The 20135-nt window shown below is 64.8% G+C and carries 22 protein-coding genes; 10 read left to right on the top strand and 12 right to left on the bottom strand.

Translation table 11 applies throughout. The features are described from left to right. Nucleotides 1–4 precede the first annotated feature (4 nt). The 5 genes from K0M74_RS17020 to K0M74_RS17000 form a co-directional block, all read right to left on the bottom strand. Nucleotides 5–1120: a serine hydrolase gene (locus tag K0M74_RS17020; RefSeq protein WP_293975178.1), complete on the bottom strand. Its 1116-nt coding sequence runs from the start codon at nucleotides 1118–1120 to the stop codon at nucleotides 5–7. Between the two features lie 169 nt (nucleotides 1121–1289). Then, a complete protein-coding gene (gene msrA / locus K0M74_RS17015) occupies nucleotides 1290–1979 on the bottom strand; it encodes a peptide-methionine (S)-S-oxide reductase MsrA (protein WP_293975175.1) in 690 nt (229 codons plus the stop codon). A 333-nt stretch (nucleotides 1980–2312) separates the two neighbouring features. Next, nucleotides 2313–3524 carry a pyridoxal phosphate-dependent aminotransferase gene (locus K0M74_RS17010; RefSeq protein ID WP_293975172.1) on the bottom strand — a complete coding sequence of 404 codons (1212 nt, stop codon included), beginning with the start codon at nucleotides 3522–3524 and terminating at the stop codon, nucleotides 2313–2315. Nucleotides 3525–3636: 112 nt separating this feature from the next. After that, nucleotides 3637–5496, bottom strand: coding sequence for an aminodeoxychorismate synthase component I (gene pabB, locus K0M74_RS17005; protein WP_293975169.1), 1860 nt, complete (start codon nucleotides 5494–5496; stop codon nucleotides 3637–3639). Nucleotides 5497–5531: 35 nt separating this feature from the next. Beyond that, nucleotides 5532–6068 carry a hypothetical protein gene (locus tag K0M74_RS17000; RefSeq protein ID WP_293975166.1) on the bottom strand — a complete coding sequence of 179 codons (537 nt, stop codon included), beginning with the start codon at nucleotides 6066–6068 and terminating at the stop codon, nucleotides 5532–5534. Between the two features lie 136 nt (nucleotides 6069–6204). On the opposite strand from K0M74_RS17000, the gene K0M74_RS16995 reads away from it, so the two are divergent. Next, nucleotides 6205–7884, top strand: a complete 1680-nt coding sequence (locus K0M74_RS16995; protein ID WP_293975163.1) for a long-chain fatty acid--CoA ligase — start codon at nucleotides 6205–6207, stop codon at nucleotides 7882–7884. Here the strand turns inward: K0M74_RS16995 and K0M74_RS16990 are convergent. The 3 genes from K0M74_RS16990 to K0M74_RS16980 are packed head-to-tail and all read right to left on the bottom strand — an operon-like array spanning nucleotide 7874 to nucleotide 9094. Continuing rightward, on the bottom strand, nucleotides 7874–8197 hold the full coding sequence (locus tag K0M74_RS16990) for a DUF1971 domain-containing protein (protein ID WP_293975160.1): 324 nt from the start codon (nucleotides 8195–8197) through the stop codon (nucleotides 7874–7876). The two genes, K0M74_RS16995 and K0M74_RS16990, sit on opposite strands and share 11 nt — an antisense overlap. After that, complete coding sequence (locus tag K0M74_RS16985) at nucleotides 8194–8637, bottom strand: hypothetical protein (protein WP_293975157.1); 444 nt, start codon at nucleotides 8635–8637, stop codon at nucleotides 8194–8196. The genes K0M74_RS16990 and K0M74_RS16985 overlap by 4 nt, the downstream gene beginning before the upstream one ends. Next, nucleotides 8627–9094, bottom strand: a complete 468-nt coding sequence (locus K0M74_RS16980; RefSeq protein ID WP_293975155.1) for a group III truncated hemoglobin — start codon at nucleotides 9092–9094, stop codon at nucleotides 8627–8629. Before K0M74_RS16980 ends, K0M74_RS16985 begins: the two co-directional genes overlap by 11 nt. 83 nt (nucleotides 9095–9177) lie before the next feature. On the opposite strand from K0M74_RS16980, the gene K0M74_RS16975 reads away from it, so the two are divergent. From K0M74_RS16975 to K0M74_RS16955, 5 genes are all read left to right on the top strand, one after another. Continuing rightward, the gene (locus K0M74_RS16975; RefSeq protein ID WP_293975152.1) at nucleotides 9178–9615 is read left to right on the top strand and encodes an Rrf2 family transcriptional regulator; all 438 of its coding nucleotides are present in this window, start codon (nucleotides 9178–9180) and stop codon (nucleotides 9613–9615) included. Between the two features lie 154 nt (nucleotides 9616–9769). Beyond that, complete coding sequence (locus K0M74_RS16970) at nucleotides 9770–10153, top strand: MerC domain-containing protein (RefSeq protein WP_293975149.1); 384 nt, start codon at nucleotides 9770–9772, stop codon at nucleotides 10151–10153. A 116-nt stretch (nucleotides 10154–10269) separates the two neighbouring features. Continuing rightward, nucleotides 10270–10734, top strand: coding sequence for a transcriptional repressor (locus K0M74_RS16965; protein ID WP_293975146.1), 465 nt, complete (start codon nucleotides 10270–10272; stop codon nucleotides 10732–10734). A gap of 34 nt (nucleotides 10735–10768) precedes the next feature. Beyond that, entirely contained in the window at nucleotides 10769–11539 is a 771-nt protein-coding gene (locus tag K0M74_RS16960; protein ID WP_293975139.1) for a hypothetical protein, read from the top strand. Between the two features lie 72 nt (nucleotides 11540–11611). Beyond that, nucleotides 11612–13135, top strand: coding sequence for a fumarate hydratase (locus tag K0M74_RS16955; protein WP_293975136.1), 1524 nt, complete (start codon nucleotides 11612–11614; stop codon nucleotides 13133–13135). A gap of 6 nt (nucleotides 13136–13141) precedes the next feature. Here the strand turns inward: K0M74_RS16955 and K0M74_RS16950 are convergent, their stop codons facing one another. Beyond that, nucleotides 13142–13951 carry an SDR family NAD(P)-dependent oxidoreductase gene (locus K0M74_RS16950; RefSeq protein WP_293975133.1) on the bottom strand — a complete coding sequence of 270 codons (810 nt, stop codon included), beginning with the start codon at nucleotides 13949–13951 and terminating at the stop codon, nucleotides 13142–13144. A gap of 67 nt (nucleotides 13952–14018) precedes the next feature. Between K0M74_RS16950 and K0M74_RS16945 the strand changes: the two genes are divergently transcribed. Genes K0M74_RS16945 through K0M74_RS16935 form a run of 3 tightly spaced genes read left to right on the top strand, consistent with a single transcriptional unit; the run spans nucleotide 14019 to nucleotide 16509 of the window. Beyond that, nucleotides 14019–14489, top strand: a complete 471-nt coding sequence (locus K0M74_RS16945; protein ID WP_293975130.1) for an SAM-dependent methyltransferase — start codon at nucleotides 14019–14021, stop codon at nucleotides 14487–14489. Nucleotides 14490–14509: 20 nt separating this feature from the next. After that, nucleotides 14510–16054, top strand: coding sequence for a M20/M25/M40 family metallo-hydrolase (locus K0M74_RS16940; RefSeq protein WP_293975376.1), 1545 nt, complete (start codon nucleotides 14510–14512; stop codon nucleotides 16052–16054). Beyond that, complete coding sequence (locus tag K0M74_RS16935) at nucleotides 16051–16509, top strand: VOC family protein (protein ID WP_293975127.1); 459 nt, start codon at nucleotides 16051–16053, stop codon at nucleotides 16507–16509. The genes K0M74_RS16940 and K0M74_RS16935 overlap by 4 nt, the downstream gene beginning before the upstream one ends. On the opposite strand, the gene K0M74_RS16930 is transcribed toward K0M74_RS16935, so the two are convergent. Then, nucleotides 16506–17684 carry a YdiY family protein gene (locus tag K0M74_RS16930; RefSeq protein WP_293975124.1) on the bottom strand — a complete coding sequence of 393 codons (1179 nt, stop codon included), beginning with the start codon at nucleotides 17682–17684 and terminating at the stop codon, nucleotides 16506–16508. The two genes, K0M74_RS16935 and K0M74_RS16930, sit on opposite strands and share 4 nt — an antisense overlap. A gap of 131 nt (nucleotides 17685–17815) precedes the next feature. Between K0M74_RS16930 and K0M74_RS16925 the strand changes: the two genes are divergently transcribed. Next, nucleotides 17816–18091 (top strand): hypothetical protein, encoded by a 276-nt coding sequence (locus tag K0M74_RS16925; RefSeq protein WP_293975122.1) that lies wholly within the window; start codon nucleotides 17816–17818, stop codon nucleotides 18089–18091. A gap of 115 nt (nucleotides 18092–18206) precedes the next feature. Here K0M74_RS16925 and K0M74_RS16920 read toward each other — a convergent pair whose 3' ends face one another. Together K0M74_RS16920 and K0M74_RS16915 are read right to left on the bottom strand one after the other, a co-directional pair. Further along, nucleotides 18207–19337, bottom strand: a complete 1131-nt coding sequence (locus tag K0M74_RS16920; RefSeq protein WP_293975119.1) for an MBL fold metallo-hydrolase — start codon at nucleotides 19335–19337, stop codon at nucleotides 18207–18209. 3 nt (nucleotides 19338–19340) lie between these two features. Continuing rightward, nucleotides 19341–19988 carry a DUF1013 domain-containing protein gene (locus K0M74_RS16915; RefSeq protein WP_088443412.1) on the bottom strand — a complete coding sequence of 216 codons (648 nt, stop codon included), beginning with the start codon at nucleotides 19986–19988 and terminating at the stop codon, nucleotides 19341–19343. Nucleotides 19989–20135 lie beyond the last annotated feature (147 nt).

Raw genomic sequence — 20135 nt, 5'->3', positions numbered from 1 at the left:
GCAATTATCTTCCATGAAATTCGGCAACCGCGCTCGACACCGCCTGCATCAACGCCATGCGCGCAGGGATCGGTGAGGTGGTGGTTCCCAACATCACGACGATCGCATAGCGCGTGCCGTCGGGCGCAGTGGCGATGCCGATGTCATTATAACCCGCGGTCATCCCGCCCAGATTCTGCCCTGTCCCGGTCTTGTGCAGGAATTTCCAGCCGGGCGGCAGACCTGCCTTGAGCCGCCTCGGCCCGCTTTTGGTCCGGCTCATCACATCGAGCAGGTATCCGGTCGATTCGGGTGAGAGCAGCTTCCCGCGCGCCAGCCGCGCAAGCGCGCTGGCGATCGCCGTCGGGCTTGCGCCATCGATCGGGTTGGCGAGATAATTGTCCATCGCGGCGCGGCGGGTCGCGGGAGACAGCGCCGACCGCGCAGCCTCGAAATTGCGGCCGACCGAATAGCTTTGCTGCCACGACATTCCGGCGATGCCGCTTTGCAGCAAGCGTTCGCCGGGGCCGAAACGGATCGCGCCCAGATCCTTCTTGGACAGATAGGCGCGCACTGCACCCGGCCCGCCGATGGTGCGCAGCAGGCTGTCGTTGGCGGTATTGTCGCTTTGCGTGACTGCGGTTTCGATCAGGCTGCGCACGGTCATGGTCACCGCCCCCTGCGCGCGGACGCGCGCGGCGAGCGGCTGGTAAAACAAGGTCAGATCTTCGGGACCGATCCGCACTTGTTGGTCGAGCTGCAGCCGACCCTGATCGACCGCATCGAGCGCGGTCAGCGCGACCCAAAATTTCGACACGCTCTGCTGCGGGAAAAGGTCGCCGCCGCGCTCGGCAAGCGCCCATTCGCCGTCGATGCGCTGCACAGCGATGCCGGTTTTGCCCGGAAAGGCGCGCCACAGGAAATGGATGCGCTCGCTGAGCCCGGCTGGGGGGCGGCGAAAGCCGGGATCGAGCGGCCCCGCGGGGCGCGGCATCGTCGATCGTACCGGCTGGCCGATCGGGACGGTCACCGATCCCGCGGGTCGCGGCGCAACGGCGGGGCGCGGCGTCGCGGTCTGCGTGCGCGGCGTCGGGACGACAGCGGCGCTGCTGACGCAACCCGCGAGCACGGCGGCACTCATCGTGATGGCGAGGAGCGGCCGGCCCGATAACGCAAACTTCATGAAAACCCCGCAACCTGCGACTTGTACAAAATCCCCGAGCCATCTGCTCTCGCACGTGGGCAGGGGGGGCCAGCAGTTTGCGACGAATGATTCCTCAGGCGCGACGAGTGGGGGAACAGTGAAGCCGTCAGGGTGCCGGGGTCGCGCGCACCATCGCCGGGAACAGCCGCTTAAACGCCGCAAGCTTCGGCGCATCCCAGCGGACGATATAGCCGTTCGACGGATTGCGGCGCATGAAATCCTGGTGATTGGCCTCGGCGCGATAAAAGCGCTTGTAGCTTTCGACCGGGACGACGATCGGCCGCGCGAAATATTTGCCCTTGCCGATCTGCGCCAGATAGCTCGTCGCGACCTGGCGCTGGGTGGCGTCGAGCGGGACGATCGCAGCGCGATATTGCGACCCGACGTCCGGCCCCTGACGATTCTTCAAGGTTGGATCGGCGACTACCGAAAACAGGACACGGAGCAAGGTGCCATAGCTGACCTGCGTCGGATCATAAACGATTCGCACCGCCTCCGCATGGCCGGACTTGCCGTCGTGTGTCAGCTCATATTTGGCGGTCGCGGCGCTCCCGCCATGATAGCCCGATTCGACCGAGATCACGCCCTTCACATTGGCAAAGACGCCCTCGACACCCCAGAAACAGCCGCCGGCAAGCACCGCTGTCGCGCGCTTCGCCTTGACCGCCGGATCAACGGCGGCGGCGGGCAGCTTGACGACGCTTTCGGCCTGCGCCGGGGTGCATTGCGCCACGATCGCCCCCGCGACGATTGTCGCGATGATAAGGCTGAATGGTGCGCCGCGGACTTGCGTCACGCGGCGATCGGGAGCGCGGGCTGGTTGAGCACGATATAGGTCGCGCCAATCGCGAAACCGGCGAGCATCGACAAAAACCAGTCGGAGCGGAAAAGGTTGAGCATGGGGAGCCTCTTTTTTCATCTATTATGGTTCGCGGCCAAGACCGCTTTGGTTACACCGACGATATGGCGCGCCCCGACCAACCGTGCAGTGATGTCCGTCACCCTAAACAGGATGGCTTACTATCCGGTGAACCGGGCGCTTAACCGCCGTTCAGGTTCAGATAGGTTCCACCGCCGGCATTACAAGACCGATCGGTACAGAATTCCTATGCGCGGGGCGAGTGGCGCTTTAGCGCAGCGCCGCGCACGCCTGCTGGATGCGCACGCACGCTTCTTTCAGCACCGCCTCCGATGTCGCATAAGAAACGCGGAACGCGGGCGACAGTCCAAAGGCCGCGCCATGCACCGCCGCGACTTTCGCGCTGTCGAGGAAATAGTCGATCAGCTTTTCATCGCTGTCGATCAGCAGGCCGTCGGGAGTCGTCTTGCCCATGCAGCCGCTGGCATCGGGATAGACATAAAAGGCACCATCGGGGGTCGGGCAGTTCAGCCCCGGCGCATCGTTGAGCATCGCAACGACCTTGTCGCGGCGCTTTTTGAATGCCGCGTTGCGATCGTCGAGAAACTGCTGCGGTCCGCCGAGCGCGGCGGCGGCGGCGGCCTGCGCGATCGAACAGGGGTTCGACGTCGATTGCGACTGGAGCTTGCCCATCGCCTTGATCAGCCAGGCCGGACCACCCGCATAGCCGATCCGCCAGCCCGTCATTGCATAGGCTTTCGAACAGCCGTTCACCGTCAGGATGCGATCGATCAGGTCGGGGCAGCGCTGCGCGAAGGTCGAAAATTCGAAATCGGCGTACCAGACATGCTCGTACATATCGTCGGTCATCACCATCACATGGCCGTGGCGGCGGATGACTTCGCCGAGCGCATCGAGCTCTTCGCCCGAATAGGCGGCGCCCGACGGGTTCGACGGCGAATTGAGCATCACCCAGCGCGTTTTCGGCGTGATCGCCGCATCAAGCTGTACGGGGGTGATCTTGTAATTCTGCGCCGCGCTGCCCTCGATGACTACCGGGGTGCCGCCCGCGAAGGCGACGATGTCGGGATAGCTCACCCAATAGGGCGCCGGGATGATCACCTCATCGCCCTGGTCGACCGTCGCGACGAGCGCATTGAACAAGGTGTGCTTGCCGCCGACATTGACCGTGATCTGGTCGAGTCCGAAATCGAGCCCGTTGTCGCGGCGAAACTTGCCGCGGATCGCTTCTTTCAACGCCACCGTGCCGTCGACCAAAGTATATTTTGTCTGGCCATTACGGATCGCCTCGATTGCCGCTTCCTTGACGAAATCGGGGGTGTCGAAATCGGGCTCGCCCGCGCTGAGCCCAATCACATCGACGCCCGCGGCTTTCAGCGCCGAAACGCGCGCGGTCATCGCGAGCGTCGCCGACGGCTGGATGCGGTTGAGGGCGGCGGAGATATGCGGCTTCAGCGACATGGGACTTCTTTCCGTGGCTTGCGCGGACAGGCGGCGATTTGACAGGAAATTGCGCGGGGCCGCGCCTAAAGCCTCCGCTCGATCTTCGCAAGCGCAGCGTTGGATAAATTACCTATGCACCATGCAGGTCATGCTGTCCCGTTGCCGTAGCGTCCACCAGCCGCGCCGGGATCAGCCCGCGCAGCGAATTGCCGATGAAGAAACCGTCCGCCAGATCGGCGAGCCGCAGATGCGATTCGACCGCGCGGCCCTTGTCGATCAGCTCGGCGCGCAGCACCCCGGGCAGCAGCCCCAGCGCCAGCGGTGGGGTCAGCAGCTGGCCGTCGCGTTCGACAAAGATGTTGCTCCAGCTGCCCTCGGTGACAAAGCCCGGCTCGTCGACGAACACCACCTCGGCCGCGCTGCTCTCCAACCGCGCCGCGTCATAGGCGGCGCGCTGGCTGGTCTTGTGCGCCAGGCGAAAATCGTCCGCCGTCATCGGCGCAGGGCGGACCGCGACGGGCACCGGCAGTTCGGCCAGCCGCGGCATCGGCGACACCTCGACCGCGAGCGCCCCCGACGGCGCGAGCCGCATCCGCACCCGCGCCGCGTGGCGCAGGCGGAAGGTGGCCGATTGCAAACTGTTTCGCGCGCCGTGCCGGTCGAACGCAAAGCCAAGCGTTTCAGCGCTCGCCTTCATCCGCGCCAGATGCCCCTCCAGCCGCTGGACCCCCTCGACGGGATCAAAGAACATGGTTTCGATCAGGTCGAAACGCGCCCCCGCTGCCCCCACAAACTCCCCCTTCGCCAGACATTCGCGCCATTCGTCAGCCGGTTGGCTGTCGGCGACAATTCCCGAACCCAATCCCAGCGTGGCGCGATTTGCGCCGCCTTGCAAGCCGCCCGCGCGCGGAAGCACCAGCGTGCGGATCGCAACATTGAACGCCGCGTCGCCCCCGGGGTCGATGAAACCGATCGATCCGGTGTAAAGCCCCCGCGCATCGACCTCCAGTTCGTCGATGATCTCCATCGCCCGCACCTTGGGCGCCCCGGTGATCGAACCGCAGGGAAAGGCGGCCCGCAGCACGTCGACCGCGCCGACGCCATCGGGCAGTCGCGCGCTGACGTCGGAAACGAGCTGGTGGATCGTCGGAAAGCTCTCGACACGAAAGAGGTCGGGCACTGCGACCGACCCCGGCACCGCAACGCGCGACAGGTCGTTGCGGATCAGATCGACAATCATCAGATTTTCGGCGCGCTGCTTGGGATCGTCAGCAAGCGCGCGCGCCGCCGCAGCGTCAGCGTCGCTATCAGCCAGCCGCGCCGACGTCCCCTTCATCGGCCGCGCCATCACCTGTCCGTTGCGCAACGCAAAGAACAGCTCGGGCGAATGCGACACAATCGCCTGTTCGCCGGTCCAGATCACCCCGCCATAGCCCGCGCGCGCGGTTTGCCGCAGCCGCGCATGGATCGCCAGCGGGTTGCCCAGCACCGGCACCTCGGCGCGAAAGGTCAAATTCGCCTGATAAATGTCGCCCGCCGCGATATAGGCGAGCACCGCCTCGACCGCGGCGATATAATCAGCGCGCGCGATCCGCGGGGTCACCGGACCGATCCACGCGCTTGCCGGATCGGGCAGCAGGTCCGCAACCAAATCGGCGTCAATCCGCTCGACGGTCTCGAACAATCCGAACCAACCGGCAGGCGCTCCACGCTCGCTGTCGGCTGCTTCTTCGATCGGCCCTCGCCATGCCGAGGCCATGCCTCGCCCCGCTTCATAAGTCAGATAGCCCGCCGCCTGGAGCCCGCGCGCCGTCGCTGTTTCGACCGCCGTCAGCAAGTCCGGAACTTCGGCCGCCGACCGTGCGACCAGCGTGTCGACCGGATCGACGAACAGCCGCGCCGCCGCGGCATCATTTATGCGTGCATCATCAAGCAGCACAAACGGCGGCGACCCCACCGCCGCCGCCGGTATCGCAGCTCTGGCTGTCATGCCCGACGGCTCGCGTGCGCCGCGGCGCGCCGAGATCAGCGGTCGCGCTTCATGCGGATCGTGCGACCGCCGTCGATCGTGGCAAAATAGCTGCCCATCGTTGCCACCTTGATCTTGACCTTCTGACCCGGTTTGGGTTGGCGCGGCAGTGTGGTCGTATCGATCTGGACCCAGACCGCGTCATCTTCCATCACCAGCGTATATTTACCCGATCGATCGATGCTGGCGGAGCGGATCGTGGTTTCAATTTCTTTGACCTCGTCCTCGTCACCGCCAAATATGCCGCCAAGCTTGGGAAAGGAAAAACCGAACAGGCCGCGCCGCGCCTTTTTGGCGGTCTCCCTGTCGGTAAAGGTGATCTCGCGCGCGGTATCGGCCGCCGACAACTCGCCGACCTCGCGGTCGAAACAGGCGAGGCGCGCGGCGGGATCGGCGATGTCCCGACACGCATACAGTTCCTGAATCTGCGCCGGTCGGACCGGTGCATCTTTATCCTTTGCCGCAGCCGGCACTGCAACCACGCAGGCAAGAAGGGCAAGCGGGACGGCGACGCGCGACGACAGTTGCAACATGATAAACCCCTGACGAGAAAGATGGCCCTGCCTAGCGGCGGCGGTCGCGCGCCGCAAGCGCGGCCCGGTTGCGATGTCGGCTTGCTGACCCTAGTGTCAGGAACCCGCACCTGCACAAAAGGATCAAGCCACCGCGATGGACAGCGAATTTTCCTGGTCGACCGATTATCAGCACCCAACGGCCTGGGATCAGTCTTTCGCGCCGCTGTCGCTCCCCGATATGCTCGCCGATAGCGCCGCACAACGCGGCGAAGCGGCGATGCTCGATTTCATGGGCCGCCGCTTTTCCTATGCCGAAGTCACTCGCGGCGCGGCGCGGGTGGCGCGCGGTCTCCAGCTGCTCGGGCTGGGCAAGGGCAGCCGCGTAGGCCTGTTCCTCCCCAACGTCCCGCATTATGTCGCGGCCTATTATGGCGCGCTCGTGATCGGCGCGACGGTGGTGAATTTCTCGCCGCTCTACACCGCGCGCGAACTGGAAGATCAGGTCGAGGATTCGGGTACCGACACGTTGTTCACCGTCAGCGCCGCGGCGCTGCTGCCCACCGCGCTCAAGGTGCTCGATGGATCGAGCCTCCGGCGGCTCGTGGTCGGCTCGGTGGCGGGTGGGCTGGCTTGCCACAAGGCGCTCCTTTACCGTCTGTTCAAACATGCCGAAATCGCACCGATCCCTGACGACTCGCGCGTCATTCGCTTCTCGACGCTGATCGACAACGACGGACGCCCCGAAGCCATCACGATCGATCCCGAAAAAGACGTCGCGCTGATCCAGTACACCGGCGGCACCACCGGCTCCCCCAAAGGCGCGAAGCTCACCCACCAGAACCTGACCGCCAATGCGCGGCAGGTGAATGCGATCGATCCCGACCATGACGCCGACGACCGCATCCTCGGCGTACTGCCTTTCTTCCACGTCTTCGCCAACACCTGCGTGCTCAACCGCACCGTGCTGAACGGTGGCACGATCACGATGCTGCCGCGCTTCGATGCGCAGCAGGCACTGGCGGCGATCACCCGCACCAAGACGACCGCACTGCCCGGCGTGCCAACGATGTATCAGGCGCTGCTCGACCATCCCGATCTGGCCAAGACCGATTTCTCATCGCTGCGCATCTGCATTTCGGGCGGCGCGCCGATGCCCGCCGAACTGCGCGAAAAATTCACCGCGGCGACCGGCGCTTCGCTTGTCGAAGGCTATGGCCTCACTGAAAGCTCGGGGGTCGTCGCGACCAATCCCTATGACGGCCCGGTGCGACCAGGCACGATCGGCCAGCCGCTCCCCGCGACCCACATCCGCCTGCTCGACAAGGAAAACCCGACCAAAGCCGCGCCCGCGGGCGAACCCGGCGAGCTGGCGGTCAAGGGGCCGCAGATCATGCATGGTTACTGGAACCGCCCCGACGCAGATCTCGACAGCTTTACCGCCGACGGCTGGTTGCGCACCGGCGACGTCGCGGTCGTCGAGGACGGCGGCTACATCCGTATCGTCGACCGGCTGAAGGACATGATCGCGGTCGGCGGCTTCAAAGTCTATCCCAGCGTCATCGAGGCGCATCTCTATGAGCATCCTGCGGTGAAGGAAGCGATCGTCCTCGGCGTCCCTGATGCCTATCGCGGCGAAGCGCCCAAAGCCTTTGTCACGCTGGAGGAAGGCTTCGAGATTTCCGGGGAAGCACTCGCCGCCTGGCTCAACCCCCAGCTCGGCAAGCACGAACGGGTCAACGCGGTCGAAGTGCGGCTCAACCTGCCCAAGACGATGATCGGCAAGCTGGACCGGAAGGCGCTCAGGGCGGAAGAAGGCACCTCGGCTAAGCCTTAGAAGCGGAGGATTCCACTCCCGCCGATTCCGATTGCCGGTACAAGCAAATCTCCAGCGTGAATTCGCCATCGAGGGCGATGTGGTGGCGCCGTTCGGGTGCGATCACGATATTGTCGCCCGCGCCAAGCCGGATCGACCTGTCGGGCGCATCCTCCCAGACAAAGCCGATATGACCCGCCGCGATCGTCAGCAAACCCCAGCACCCCGGCTTCAGCGCGTGCGCGCGGAGCAGTCCCGGCGGCAGCGTCACCGCGGCAAAGGGGCCGAGCCGCCGATAGGCTTCGCAATTATCTGGCAGGCGCGCGCCCATCATCCTACCAGCCCCCGGATCACGGCGACTGCAACACCAAAGAAGGCAAGACAGACCGGAATGGTCAGGATTTGCGCCGCAACCGCGCCGGGCGACATCGGCCCGGTCCAGGTGTCGAGATCGCCGCCTGCAGCAATCCGGCCATTACGCGTGCCATGGCCATCGAGTCCGATCAGCACCCCGCTCAATCCGAAATAGAGGATGGTGTAGGCCACGCTGATCGCGATCATGAACAGCGCCTCGCCATCGCGTCCGGTGGCATAGAGCAGTCCGCCCAGAAATATGCCGTAACAGCCGAACATCACGCGCCAGATCGCCGCCGGAACCTGCAAAGCGTTATGCGCCGGATGGGCCGGGATCGATAGCGGTCGGCGCTCGACCGTGTCGCTATCGCCACGCCCCGGCGCTTCGATCGCGGCATACAGATTCATTTCATCCAGCATCGTCCAATCCTTTCATGGCGCCAAGATCGTCGCGTCCGTCGCGGTGGATGCGGATGCCGGTCAGCAGGCTGTCGGCGATCATTCGCGCGCGATCGATAATCAGCCGGGTCGCGGCGGGGTCACGTTCGAGCCGGTCGAGCGTCGCGCCAAAGAGCGCCAGCCAGCGCAGGAAATCATCGCGCTCGATGCCGGGGATCGCGATGTGCTTGGCCATCGGATTGCCGCGAAAGCCGCCGCTTTCGTACAGCACCGACGACCAGAAAGCGGTCATGCGGTCCAGATGATCATCCCAGTCAGCGATGCGCGCGGAAAAAATCGGGCCGAGCCGGTCGTCGCTGCGGATTGCGGCGTAAAATTCTTCGACCATCTGCCGGATGAAGAGTGGGTCGATTTTTAACGCCTCAGCCGCCTCGCGCTTCGATTGGCGCGCCGCGGCGGCGTGGGGATTGGCATTCATCGCGCATTGATCCTATTAAGTGGTATTTAAAATACCCTTTAAAGCGCTTTGCCTTTGAAAGCAATATCTCATATACCGTTTTAATGCGGCTCAACCTCCAAACCGACTACGCCCTTCGCACCTTGATGATGCTGGCCACTCAGGGCGGTCAGATCTCGGTCGACGAGATCGCCGATGCCTACGGAATTTCGCGGCATCATCTGATGAAGGTGGCGGGCAAGCTGGCGGAGCTTGGCTATGTCGTCGCGCGCCGCGGGCGCGGCGGCGGACTGACGCTCGCGCGACCGGCCGCAGAGATTAATGTCGGATCGGTCGTGCGCTCGATCGAGGCTTTCGACGTCTTCGTCGAATGTTTCGACCCTCAAACCAACAGCTGCGCAGTGGCAGGGGCTTGTGGTTTGCAAGGCGCGCTGGCGCTGGCGCTCGGTGACTTCCTGACCCGCCTCGACGGCTATTCGCTGGCAGATCTGGTCCCCAATCGCCAGCTTTTTGCCGCGCGGCTCGCCCGGACATCGCGGTAAAACGACCATCACGAGCAATGTAATGTTGTAACCTCTGTCATGTTATGCCATATCCACCACCGCAATTGCCCCAACGGAGAATCGGGTGACCCAAGTCGCCAGCCCTGCCCATGTATCAACGCGCGCCATCCCTTTCTTGGGACGGTGGGCCGCGATGATCCGGGCTGCGCGCGATTCGCGGCCACTTACCTCGCTGTCGGGCGACCAGCTGGCGATGGGCCTGTCGGGGCTGTGCCTCGTCCATTGCCTCGCCAGCACGGTGCTGTTTGCCTCAATTGCTTCGGTCGGGGTCGCATTCGACAATCATCTGTTCCACGAAATCGGCCTGATCATTGCGATCGGCTTTGCGCTGGTAACCCTCGTCTCGGGCGTGCTCAGCCACGGCTATACGATGCCGTTCGCGGTCGGCAGCTTCGGGCTCGGCATGATGGCGGGCGCACTGTCGCGGCCACATGATGGCAGCGAAGTACTGGCGACCATGATCGGCGTCGCCGTCGTCGCACTCGGCCACGACCTCAACCGCCGCGCCAGACACTGAAGACGCCACTGACGCCGGCGCCGGAATGGACCGGTCCGCAACTTGCGGACACCCGGTAAACAGCCTACATTGCGATGATAGTTGGCGCGGGATTTCCCTCGCGTGAGGAACAGCCAATGGGCAAGCATGATCATCCGCACGTCGAGGCCAGCGGCGCCTCGCTCGCCAAGGCAGCGCAGACCGCGCTCGAGGGCGCGGGCGAAGCGTGGACCGACATGCGCGCGCAGATTTTCGACGCCGTTGCCGCCATCGGCAAGCCCGCCAGCGCCTATGAAATCGCCGATATGGTGTCGAAAGCGCGCGGCAAGCGCGTCGCGCCGAACTCCGTCTATCGCATCCTCGACCTGTTCGTCGCCAACAACCTGGTGCGCCGCGTCGAAAGCGCCAACGCCTTTGTTGCCAACAGCCATCCCGGCTGCCTCCACGACTGCATCTTCCTGATCTGCGACAGCTGCGGCAGCGCGGTGCATGTCGATGACGACAAATTGTCGACCGGTGTCCGCGCCGCCGCCAACGCCACTGGCTTTGCTGCCGAGCGCCCGGTGATCGAAGTGCGCGGCAAATGCGCCGAGTGCCAATAAGGTGAGTGAGCGCGCTCCACCGGACCGCTAGAAAATGGTCGGGGGGCTTCAGCATTGGATCGAAGCGCAGCGCGAGCGCCCGCCCGCACCGACGCGCTGGTGGGTCGCCACCTTGCTCTTTGGCATCGCCGTGGTGCTGTTCGGCCTCTATCTCGGGCAGGTCTTCCCGCAAACCGGGCATGACATCGCCCCCGGCTATGGGCCGCCCGTTCTCGCCTTCGAATTCGCAGGCAGTCAAACCGATCTTGAAGCGATATTCGGCTTTTTTACCGACCCGCAGCAGGTCACCCGCCTCGCGGCGATGCGCGCCGGTAACGAGCAGGATTATCTCTATATGCTGCTCTACGCGGGCTTCCTCGCCAGCGGCTGTCTCGCCCTGTGGCGCGAGCTTCGCCTGCGCCCGCTGCTCGCCGCGGCGGCGCTCCCGGTCGCCGCGGCGCTGTGCGATGCTTATGAAAACCGGCTGCTCTTCGACATCCAGGCCGCCTTTACCGCGGGCGACTATTCGCCCGCAATCGCCAGCCTGCCCTATCCGGTCGCGGCGAAATTCCTGCTCCTTGCCGTAACCAATGTCGTCATCGGCGCCGCGGCGACGCAGCTGGGCCGCTGGTGGGCGCTGTTCGGTACGATCGCGATCCTCGCTGCGATCCCGAGTGTTGTGGGACTGATCGCCCCCGCCGCCTTCGCTTGGGCGCTAATCCCCTCCGCGGCGGGCGGCTGGCTGTTGCTGCTCGCGCTGGCCGCAACGGGAAGCTGGCGCGCGCTGGTCCAGAAACGCCCGCTCGTCGATTTCGGCCACGCCTGACCCCCTTCCCACTCCGGCGATGCGGGTCTAGGGAAACCCCGAATCCCGCAAACAGGGCGAAAGGCTGCACCCATGAATAGCGTCATCATTCGCGAGGACGATTTGGTCGAAACCATCGCCGACGCGCTCCAGTACATCAGCTATTTCCACCCGATGGACTATATCCGCGCACTCGCCGCCGCCTATGAGCGCGAGGTCTCGCCCGCCGCCAAGGATGCGATGGCCCAGATTCTGTCGAACAGCCGCATGTGCGCCGAGGGGCATCGCCCGATCTGTCAGGACACCGGCATCGTCACCGTTTTTATCAAATGGGGCATGGACTGCCGCCTCGACAGCCCGCGCAGCCTGCAACAGGTCGTCGATGAAGGCGTGCGCCGCGCCTATCTCCACCCCGAAAACAAGCTCCGCGCCTCGATCCTCGCCGACCCCGCGTTCAGTCGCGTCAACACCAAGGACAACACCCCCTCGGTTCTCAATGTTGAGATGGTCCCCGGCAACAAGGTCGTGATCGACGTTGCCGCGAAAGGCGGCGGCAGCGAGAATAAGTCGAAGTTCAAGATGATGAACCCGTCCGACAGCATCGTCGACTGGGTGCTCGAAATGGTGCCGCAGATGGGCGCCGGCTGGTGCCCGCCCGGGATGCTGGGCATCGGCATCGGCGGCACCGCCGAAAAGGCGATGCTGCTCGCCAAGCAATCGCTGATGGACCCGATCGACATGACCGAACTGCTCGCGCGCGGGCCGTCGAACCCGACCGAAGAGCTGCGCATCGAGCTTTATGAAAAGGTCAACGCGCTCGGTATCGGCGCGCAGGGATTGGGCGGCCTCGCTACCGTGCTCGACGTCAAGATCGCCGACTGGCCGACCCACGCCGCGTCGAAGCCCGTCGCGATGATCCCGAACTGCGCCGCGACCCGCCACGCGCATGTGACGCTCGACGGCAGCGGCCCGGCCTTCCTCGAACCGCCGGTGCTCTCCGATTACCCGCAGATCGACTGGAAACCCGACCAGGCCGCGATCCGCGTCGACCTGGACACACTGACCCCGGACGTCGTCGCGAGCTGGAAACAGGGCGACCGACTCCTTCTCAACGGCAAGATGCTCACCGGCCGCGACGCCGCGCACAAGCGCATCGCCGAGATGCTCGCCAAGGGCGAAGAGCTGCCCGTCAGCTTCCGCGACCGCGTCATCTATTATGTCGGCCCGGTCGATCCGGTCGGCGAGGAAATCGTCGGCCCCGCCGGCCCGACTACCGCCACGCGCATGGACAAGTTCATGGACATGATGCTGGACCAAGGCCTGCTCGCTTGCGTCGGCAAGGCCGAACGCGGCCCGGCCGCGACGCAATCGATCGCCAAGCACAAGAGCGCCTATCTGATGGCCGTCGGCGGCGCCGCGTACCTCGTGTCGCGGGCGATCAAGGGCAGCGAGGTCGTCGGTTTTGCCGATCTCGGCATGGAAGCGATCTACGAGTTCGAGGTGCAGGATTTCCCGGTAACGGTCGCGGTCGACAGCGAAGGCCAAAACGTCCACGTCAACGCGCCGAAGCTGTGGCAAAAGCGGATCAGGGACGAGGGGCTGCTCGAGAAGGCGTAGCCGACGTCAGCGTTCGGCACGCATCCGTTCGACGAACAGCGCGACGTCCATCGCCTCGTCGCCGGGCTCGCGCGGCGCATAGCTGGCAAAGGCCGCATATGCCTCGGCCCAGCGCTCTTCCATCCGCACGACATTGTAGGGGTGGCTGACGAGGTAGAATTGCCCCGCCTCCATTTGCGGCACGATGCGGTTCGCAAAGATATCGGCGTCCATCGCGGCGTCGGCATGGCGCGTCATGTCGGACTTGACCCAACCAGGGATGATCACCGCCACCTCGATCGTTGCCGGAGCCTCATTGCGCAGCGTGTCCATCAGGCCGACCACCGCGTGTTTGCTCGCGACATAGATGCCGCCATTCCGGCGCACAGCGTTAAACAGGCCATTCTCCGACGCCGTCGCATAGATCGCCGACGGCCGTGCGTCGTCGCGAAAGCGCCGCCCGAAGGTTCGGATGCAATTCCACACGCCCCAGACATTCACTTCCATCAGCGCGCGCGCCGCGTCATCGTCGGTGTCGAGTATCTCGGTGCGGATGCCGCCCACTCCGGCGTTGGCGATGATCACGTCGGCGCGGCCATGTTGACGCCAGGCGAAATCGGCAAGAGCTTCGACGGACGCTCCGTCGGTGACGTCGCCTGCGAACGAGCTTGCATCGATCCCGAGCGCGCCCAGCGCACCGACCGCTTCGGCCAGCTTCTTCTCGCGCGGTTCGAACAGGATGATCCGCGCGCCATTGGCGCCGATCCGTTTCGCGAGCGCAAAACCAATCCCAGTCGCGCCGCCAGTTATGACGACGCTCTTGCCTCGAAAGTCCATGGCCCCTCTCCTTCCTTGCAAGGCTAGGCGCGCTGCGCCATCAGCGTCAACGCAGCAGGGGATATCAATGACCTTTACCCTCACCCCGATCGGCCATGTCCGTGGTGGCCGCGTCGACGCGATCGACGACGACTGGGGCGCAAGCCGTGCGACGATCATGCTCGACGCCGCAAAATTCACCGGTGACGCGCTCGCAGGCCTCGCCGATTTCAGCCATGCCGAGGTGATCTTCCTCTTTGACAAGGTGCCCGACGCGAAGATCGAGACCGGGGCTCGTCACCCGCGCAATCGCGCCGACTGGCCACTCGTCGGCATTTTCGCGCAGCGCGGCAAGAACCGCCCCAACCGCATTGGCCTCACCACCTGCCGGATCGTCGCAGTCAATGGTCTGAATGTCGAGGTCGAGGGACTCGATGCGATTGACGGCACGCCGGTACTCGACATCAAGCCCGTGATGGCGGAGTTTCTTCCGCGTGGGAATGTGCGACAACCCGATTGGTCGCGCGAATTGATGCAAGGATATTGGGAAAGTCCGTAACAACCAAAAAGGGGTTTATGATGCGCAACGATGATCAGGCTTTTCAGATGATGCTCGAACGGCGCGGTCTGCTGCGCGGCGCTGCCATGCTCGGCGCGGGCGCGGCGGTGATGAGCCCCCTCCCCGTCCTCGCCGCGAGCAGCCAGTCCGCCGCGATCCGCAAGGCCGCCGAGGCGGGCAAGGACGCATCGATCAAACGCATCCGCGACTGGATCGCGCTCCCCTCGATCGCCGCCGAAAACCGCAACATGGCCGAGGGCGCGGCCTATATGGCCGAACTCGCGCGCGACGCGGGGTTCAGCAATGTCGAGATTGTCCCCACCGACGGCCATCCCGGCGTGTTCGGGACGATCGACGTCGGCGCGCCACGCACCCTCGGCATCTATTTCATGTACGATGTCAAACAGTTCGACCCGGCCGAATGGTCGTCGCCGCCGCTCGAAGGGCGGATGGTCGAACGCCCCGGCTTCGGCCAGGCAATCATGGGCCGCGGTGCGGTAAACCAGAAGGGACCGGAAGCCGCCTTCCTCGCCGCCCTCCACGCGATCCGCGCCGTCAAAGCGAAATTGCCGGTCAACATCGTCCTCATCTGTGAGGGCGAAGAGGAGATCGGCTCGCCGCATTTCCGCCAGATCGCCACCAAGCCGAATGTGCTCGCCGCGCTCAGGAGGTGCGAAGGCATCTTCATCCCCTTCGCCTCGCAGGGCAGGACCGGCAACGTCACCGTCAACCTCGGCTCGAAAGGCATCATCGAACTCGAACTCGTCGCGAGCGGCGAAAAATGGGGCCGCGGGCCCAAGGGCGACGTCCACTCCAGCCTGAAGGCGATGGTCGATTCGCCCGCCTGGCGGCTGGTCCAGGCGCTCCAGACTTTGGTCACCCCCGACGGCAACAAGCCCGCGATCGAGGGCTGGTTCGAAAATGTCCGCCCCCTGACCGAGCGAGAGAAGACGCTGATCCGCGAAGCGGCGAAGGCGGGCGACGAGGCGCAGCAAAAGGCCGCGCTCGGCGTCACCCACTGGATCGACAACCTGGCCTTTGACGACGCCCTGATCCGGCTGGCGCAGGAACCGACGGTGAATATCGAGGGGCTGGTCGCCGGCTACACCGGCCCCGGCGGCAAGACGATCCTGCCCGGCCGCGCGGTTGCCAAGCTCGACCTCCGCCTCGTCCCCGACCAGACCCGCGCCGAGGCCGAACAGAAATTGCGCGCGCATCTCGACAAACATGGCTTCAAGGACGTCGAGGTGAATGTTTCGGGCGGCTACGACCCGACCGAGGTCGCCGAGGACAGCCGCCTCGTCCGCTCCGAACTCGCGACCTACAAACAGCTCGGCATCGCGACCAGCCTCAACCCGCGCATGGCGGGCAGCTGGCCGGGCGCGACCTTCACCGCGCCGCCGGTGTCTATCCCCGCGGCGCATTTCGGCATCGGCCACGGGTCGGGCGCGCACGCCCCCGACGAATATTATCTGATCGATTCGACCAATCCCAAAGTCGCAGGGCTGGTCGACGCGACGATGGGCTTTGCCGAATTTCTCTACACGCTGGCGGCGATCAAATGACGGGCGGCCTCAACGGGGTCGCGCATGTCATCCTGACCGCGGGGAATTTTGCCAGCTCGACCGCCTTCTGGCGCGACATGATCGGCTATCTGGGCCTCAAGCTCGTGCTCGACAGCGACGCGATGCTCTATGGCGTCGGTGGGCGCACGGCGATAGGGATCCGTACCCCGAGCGCAGAGAATGTCGGCAAACGCTTCGACCAGGGCGCACCGGGACTGCACCACGTCTGCTTCCGGATGCGCGACCGCGCCGCAGTCGATGCCGTCCATGCCTTTCTGGCGAAGCGCACCGACATCCAAGTCGTTCACCCGCCGCAGGAGGAGCCCTGGGCGCCAGGCTATTATTCGGTGTTGTTCGAAGACCCCGACGGCATTCGGATCGAGTTCAACCATGTCCCAGGGAGTGGCTTGCTCGTCGACGGGCAGGACATCGGCGGCGCTGACGCCTTTGACTAAAACCCGTACACCAATGTAAACCGCGTCTGCGTATCGACGCTTTCGATGCCCGGCGGCGGGCTGGTGTCGATCTGCGCCGAATAGGCGATGCGCGCCGATAGCGCCCCGCTCAGCTTGGCGTTGAGCGCGGTCAGGGAGTTGGTCGAGCTGTTCGCTTCACCGATGATCGTCGAGGCGACCTGCGTCAGCCGCAGGGTCGGCGACAATTGCCATCCAAAATCGAGCCCGCCCAGCGCGGTCAGTTCGCTGTCGCGCGCGCCGCTGATGAAATCGGTCTGGCGCCACGCCGGGCCGCCCTTCAGGCTCAGCGACATCGTCTTTCCGTCGATCACCTTGTAACCTAGCCCACCCGACACGTTCCAGCGCGTGTCATACCCCAATATCCTGTCATGCTCCCACCGTCCGAAGCCAAAGCCAAAGGCGCGATCGTTGATCCGGTACTGCGGCTCAAGCTCGACCAGATAGCGTTCGACCGACGTCCGCCCGTTGGTGCGTTGATAATCGGCCTGCGCCCGCAATTTGTGCGTCCAGTCGATCCCCTGGCGCGACAAGGCCAGCCCCGCACTAAGTCCCGCCGATTTTGTGTTGCCGCTGCTCTGCGACGCGCCGATCTGGCCTTCACCCTTCCAGTTCTCCCAGATTTTGGCCGCCGCCAGCTTCGCGCGCGCCGCCGCCGCCGCTTCGTCCTTCAGCCGCTGGCGTTCGGCGCGATAGGCGACCAGCCGCGCCTCGATTTCCGCCGCGTCTTGGGGGTGGGTATCCATCGCCAGCTTGGCCACCGCCTCGACGTCGGCATCCTTGCCGCTGGCGATCGCGGCGGCGAGCATGTTGCGCACCGGGTCGGCCGGCACGATCGGCGGATGCCCGCTGCGATAAAAGGCCAGCATCGCGTCGATTTCCCCGACATTGCGCGGGTGGGTCATCCGCGCGAATTTGGCGACGGCTTCGACATCGTCGTGCTGACCGCTTGCAAAAGTGGCGTCGATCATTGCGCGCACCGCGTCTGGCAACGGCGGATCGAGCGGCACCTGAAAGGTGGGAACCGGATTGGCCAGCACCGGATCGGCGAGCGCGGGGTTCGGCTGCGGCGGGTTCGCCGGTTCCTGCGCGGCGTGCGCAGGCTGAATTACGAGGGTCAGCAGGCCGATGGCCGCCGAGGGGGGGAAAGATGCCATCGAAGAGTCCTTCTCTGGGGAGGCAGAAGCCGGGTTCGTTCGATCATTGGCGCCGCCCTGGCGCGTCCGATGCCTCGCTATAGCCCGAAAGAGGCTGGCATTTCCACCCCGCCTCCCCCATTTGCAAACCTATGGTTATAGCCCTCATCGCCATTTTTTGCGCCGGCGTCGGCAATTTCGCGATGCACCGCGCCTTCATGGAAAGCGACGACCCGCTGATCCAGAAGATGGTCAAACCGCTCGCCGACAAGGCGGGGCCGCACATCACATACATCTTCGAATTCCTGCTGCTGGTCGGCGCGATGGCGATCGCGACGCACGGCTGGTTCACCGCGCTGATGCTCTATGGGCTCTACACGATGTTCAACGCGATGGCGTTTAGCTGGATCATGCAGCGGCGGGATTGAGGGGGCCGCTATCGACCAGCTTCGGCCATGACCTGCACTCCATCCTTCCTAGACTAAAGCGTTACGATGACCAGTTGAACCCACCACGCCAAAGCCGACATTGGCAAGGCGGGCTTCACGCCACCCCGTGGAACCACCAGACGCCATCGCGGTTCTCGCGCTGCACCCGGCCCTCAACCTCCAGCCGCTTCAGATGCGCCAGCGCTTCCCCGGTCGCCAGCCCCTGATTATGCTCGCCGATCGGCCGGTTGAACAGCAGCGGAAAACTGTCGACCGCGCGCATCGGCGCCTTCGCCGCGGCCTCGGCCAGATTATAGAGCCGCATGCGATGCTCGTCGCGCAGCGCCATCAGCCGGACGTGGAGCCCCTTGAACGGCTCGCCATGCGCGGGGCAGACGATGACGTCGGCGGGAACCGTCGCGAGCAATTTGTCGATCGACGCCAGCCATTCGCCCAGCGGATCCGCGTCGGGTTCCGTGATGTTGACCGACACGTTCGAACTGATCCGCGGCAGCACCTGATCGCCCGACACCAGCACGCCCTCGCGCTCGTTCCACAGACACGCATGTTCGGGGCTATGCCCCGACCCGACCACGACGCGCCATTGATGCACACCAAAATCCAGCCGGTCGCCATCCTCGATCCGCACATAGCTGCGCGGCAGGGTGAAGATCATCCGCTGGAACATATTCCAGCCGCGCGACCGCTGCGCCTCGATCGCCGCCTCGTCCCAGCCTGCGGCGCGTGATTGCGCCAGCACCTCGTCGGGGGCGGTTTCGGATGAATCGGCCACGATCGCCCGCGCAGTCAGTATCTCGCCGCGCGTCATCCACAGCTTCACGCCCTGCTTTTTGGCGATCCAGCCGGCCAGCCCGATATGGTCGGGGTGGAGGTGGGTGCCGATGACCCGCGTGATGCGCTTGGCGTTCAGCGCCCCGGAATAGAGCGCCTTCCACGCGTCGGAACACATGGTGAGGCAAATGCCGGTATCAACAATCGCGACGCCATCGTCCGCGTCGTCGAGCAGCCAGCTGTTGATATGCCCCAGCGACCCCGGCATCGGGATGCGCGCCCAGCTGATCCCACCCGCAATGCGGATCGTCTCGCCCGACCCCGGCGCGGCGTCGCCCCACGGGTAGGTCAGGCCGGCATGGCTGGTCGCGGTAAAACTGTCGTCCTGGGTCAGCGAGGCGTCCGGCGAGCCGCTGGCTGCCGGGATATTGTCTTCATCCTGCCCCGATGCCACGCGTCAGTCTGCCGCCGCGTCGCTTGCGGTTTCAGCCGCTTCTTCGGCCGCACGCGCTTCGTTCGCGGCGGTACGTTCGGCGCGCAGTTCTTCGAGCAACGCTTCGCGGTCGCCTTCGAAGCGGTTGTCGGTGGGCGCTTCAATCCCTGCCTTTTTCGCCGCCTTGGCGACCAGCGCGTCGAGTTCGCGCTGCGAGCACAGGCCCAGCGTCACCGGATCCTTGGCGACGATATTGGCGCTGTTCCAATGGCTGCGGTCGCGGATCGCGCCGATCGTGTTGCGGGTGGTGCCGATCAGCTTGCCGATCGCGCCGTCCGAAACCTCGGGGTGGTTCTTCAGGATCCACGCGATGCCGTCGGGCTTGTCCTGGCGCTTGCTGACCGGGGTATAGCGCGGACCGCGGGTGCGGCGGATCGTGTCCTGCGCCTGCTTGCTCATCTTGAGCTTGTAGTTCGGGTCGTTCTGACCCTTTTCGATTTCTTCCATCGACAGTTCGTGCGCGCGGACGGGATCGCGGCCGGTATATTTGGTCGCGGCGGTCTCGTCGGCGATCGCCTGCACTTCCAGGATGTGGATGCCGCAATATTCGGCGATCTGGATAAAGGTCAGACCGGTATTGTCGACCAGCCAGGCGGCGGTCGCATGCGGCATCAGCGGGGTGGCGTCGGCGGTGGCCATGGCGATTTCTCCAAGCGGAAATAATAAGGGCCCCCCCGCGCGGGGCGGGCCGCCAATGGTCCGGGCGGTAAACCCAGCGGCGCGCAAGGGCAAGAAGCGGAATGTAAGGGGTTCATTGGC

The sequence above is a fragment of the Sphingopyxis sp. genome (genome assembly GCF_019459305.1).
Taxonomy (GTDB): domain Bacteria; phylum Pseudomonadota; class Alphaproteobacteria; order Sphingomonadales; family Sphingomonadaceae; genus Sphingopyxis.
Note: the sequence above shows the minus strand (reverse complement) of the source record. Positions and strands in the feature narration are given on the sequence as shown.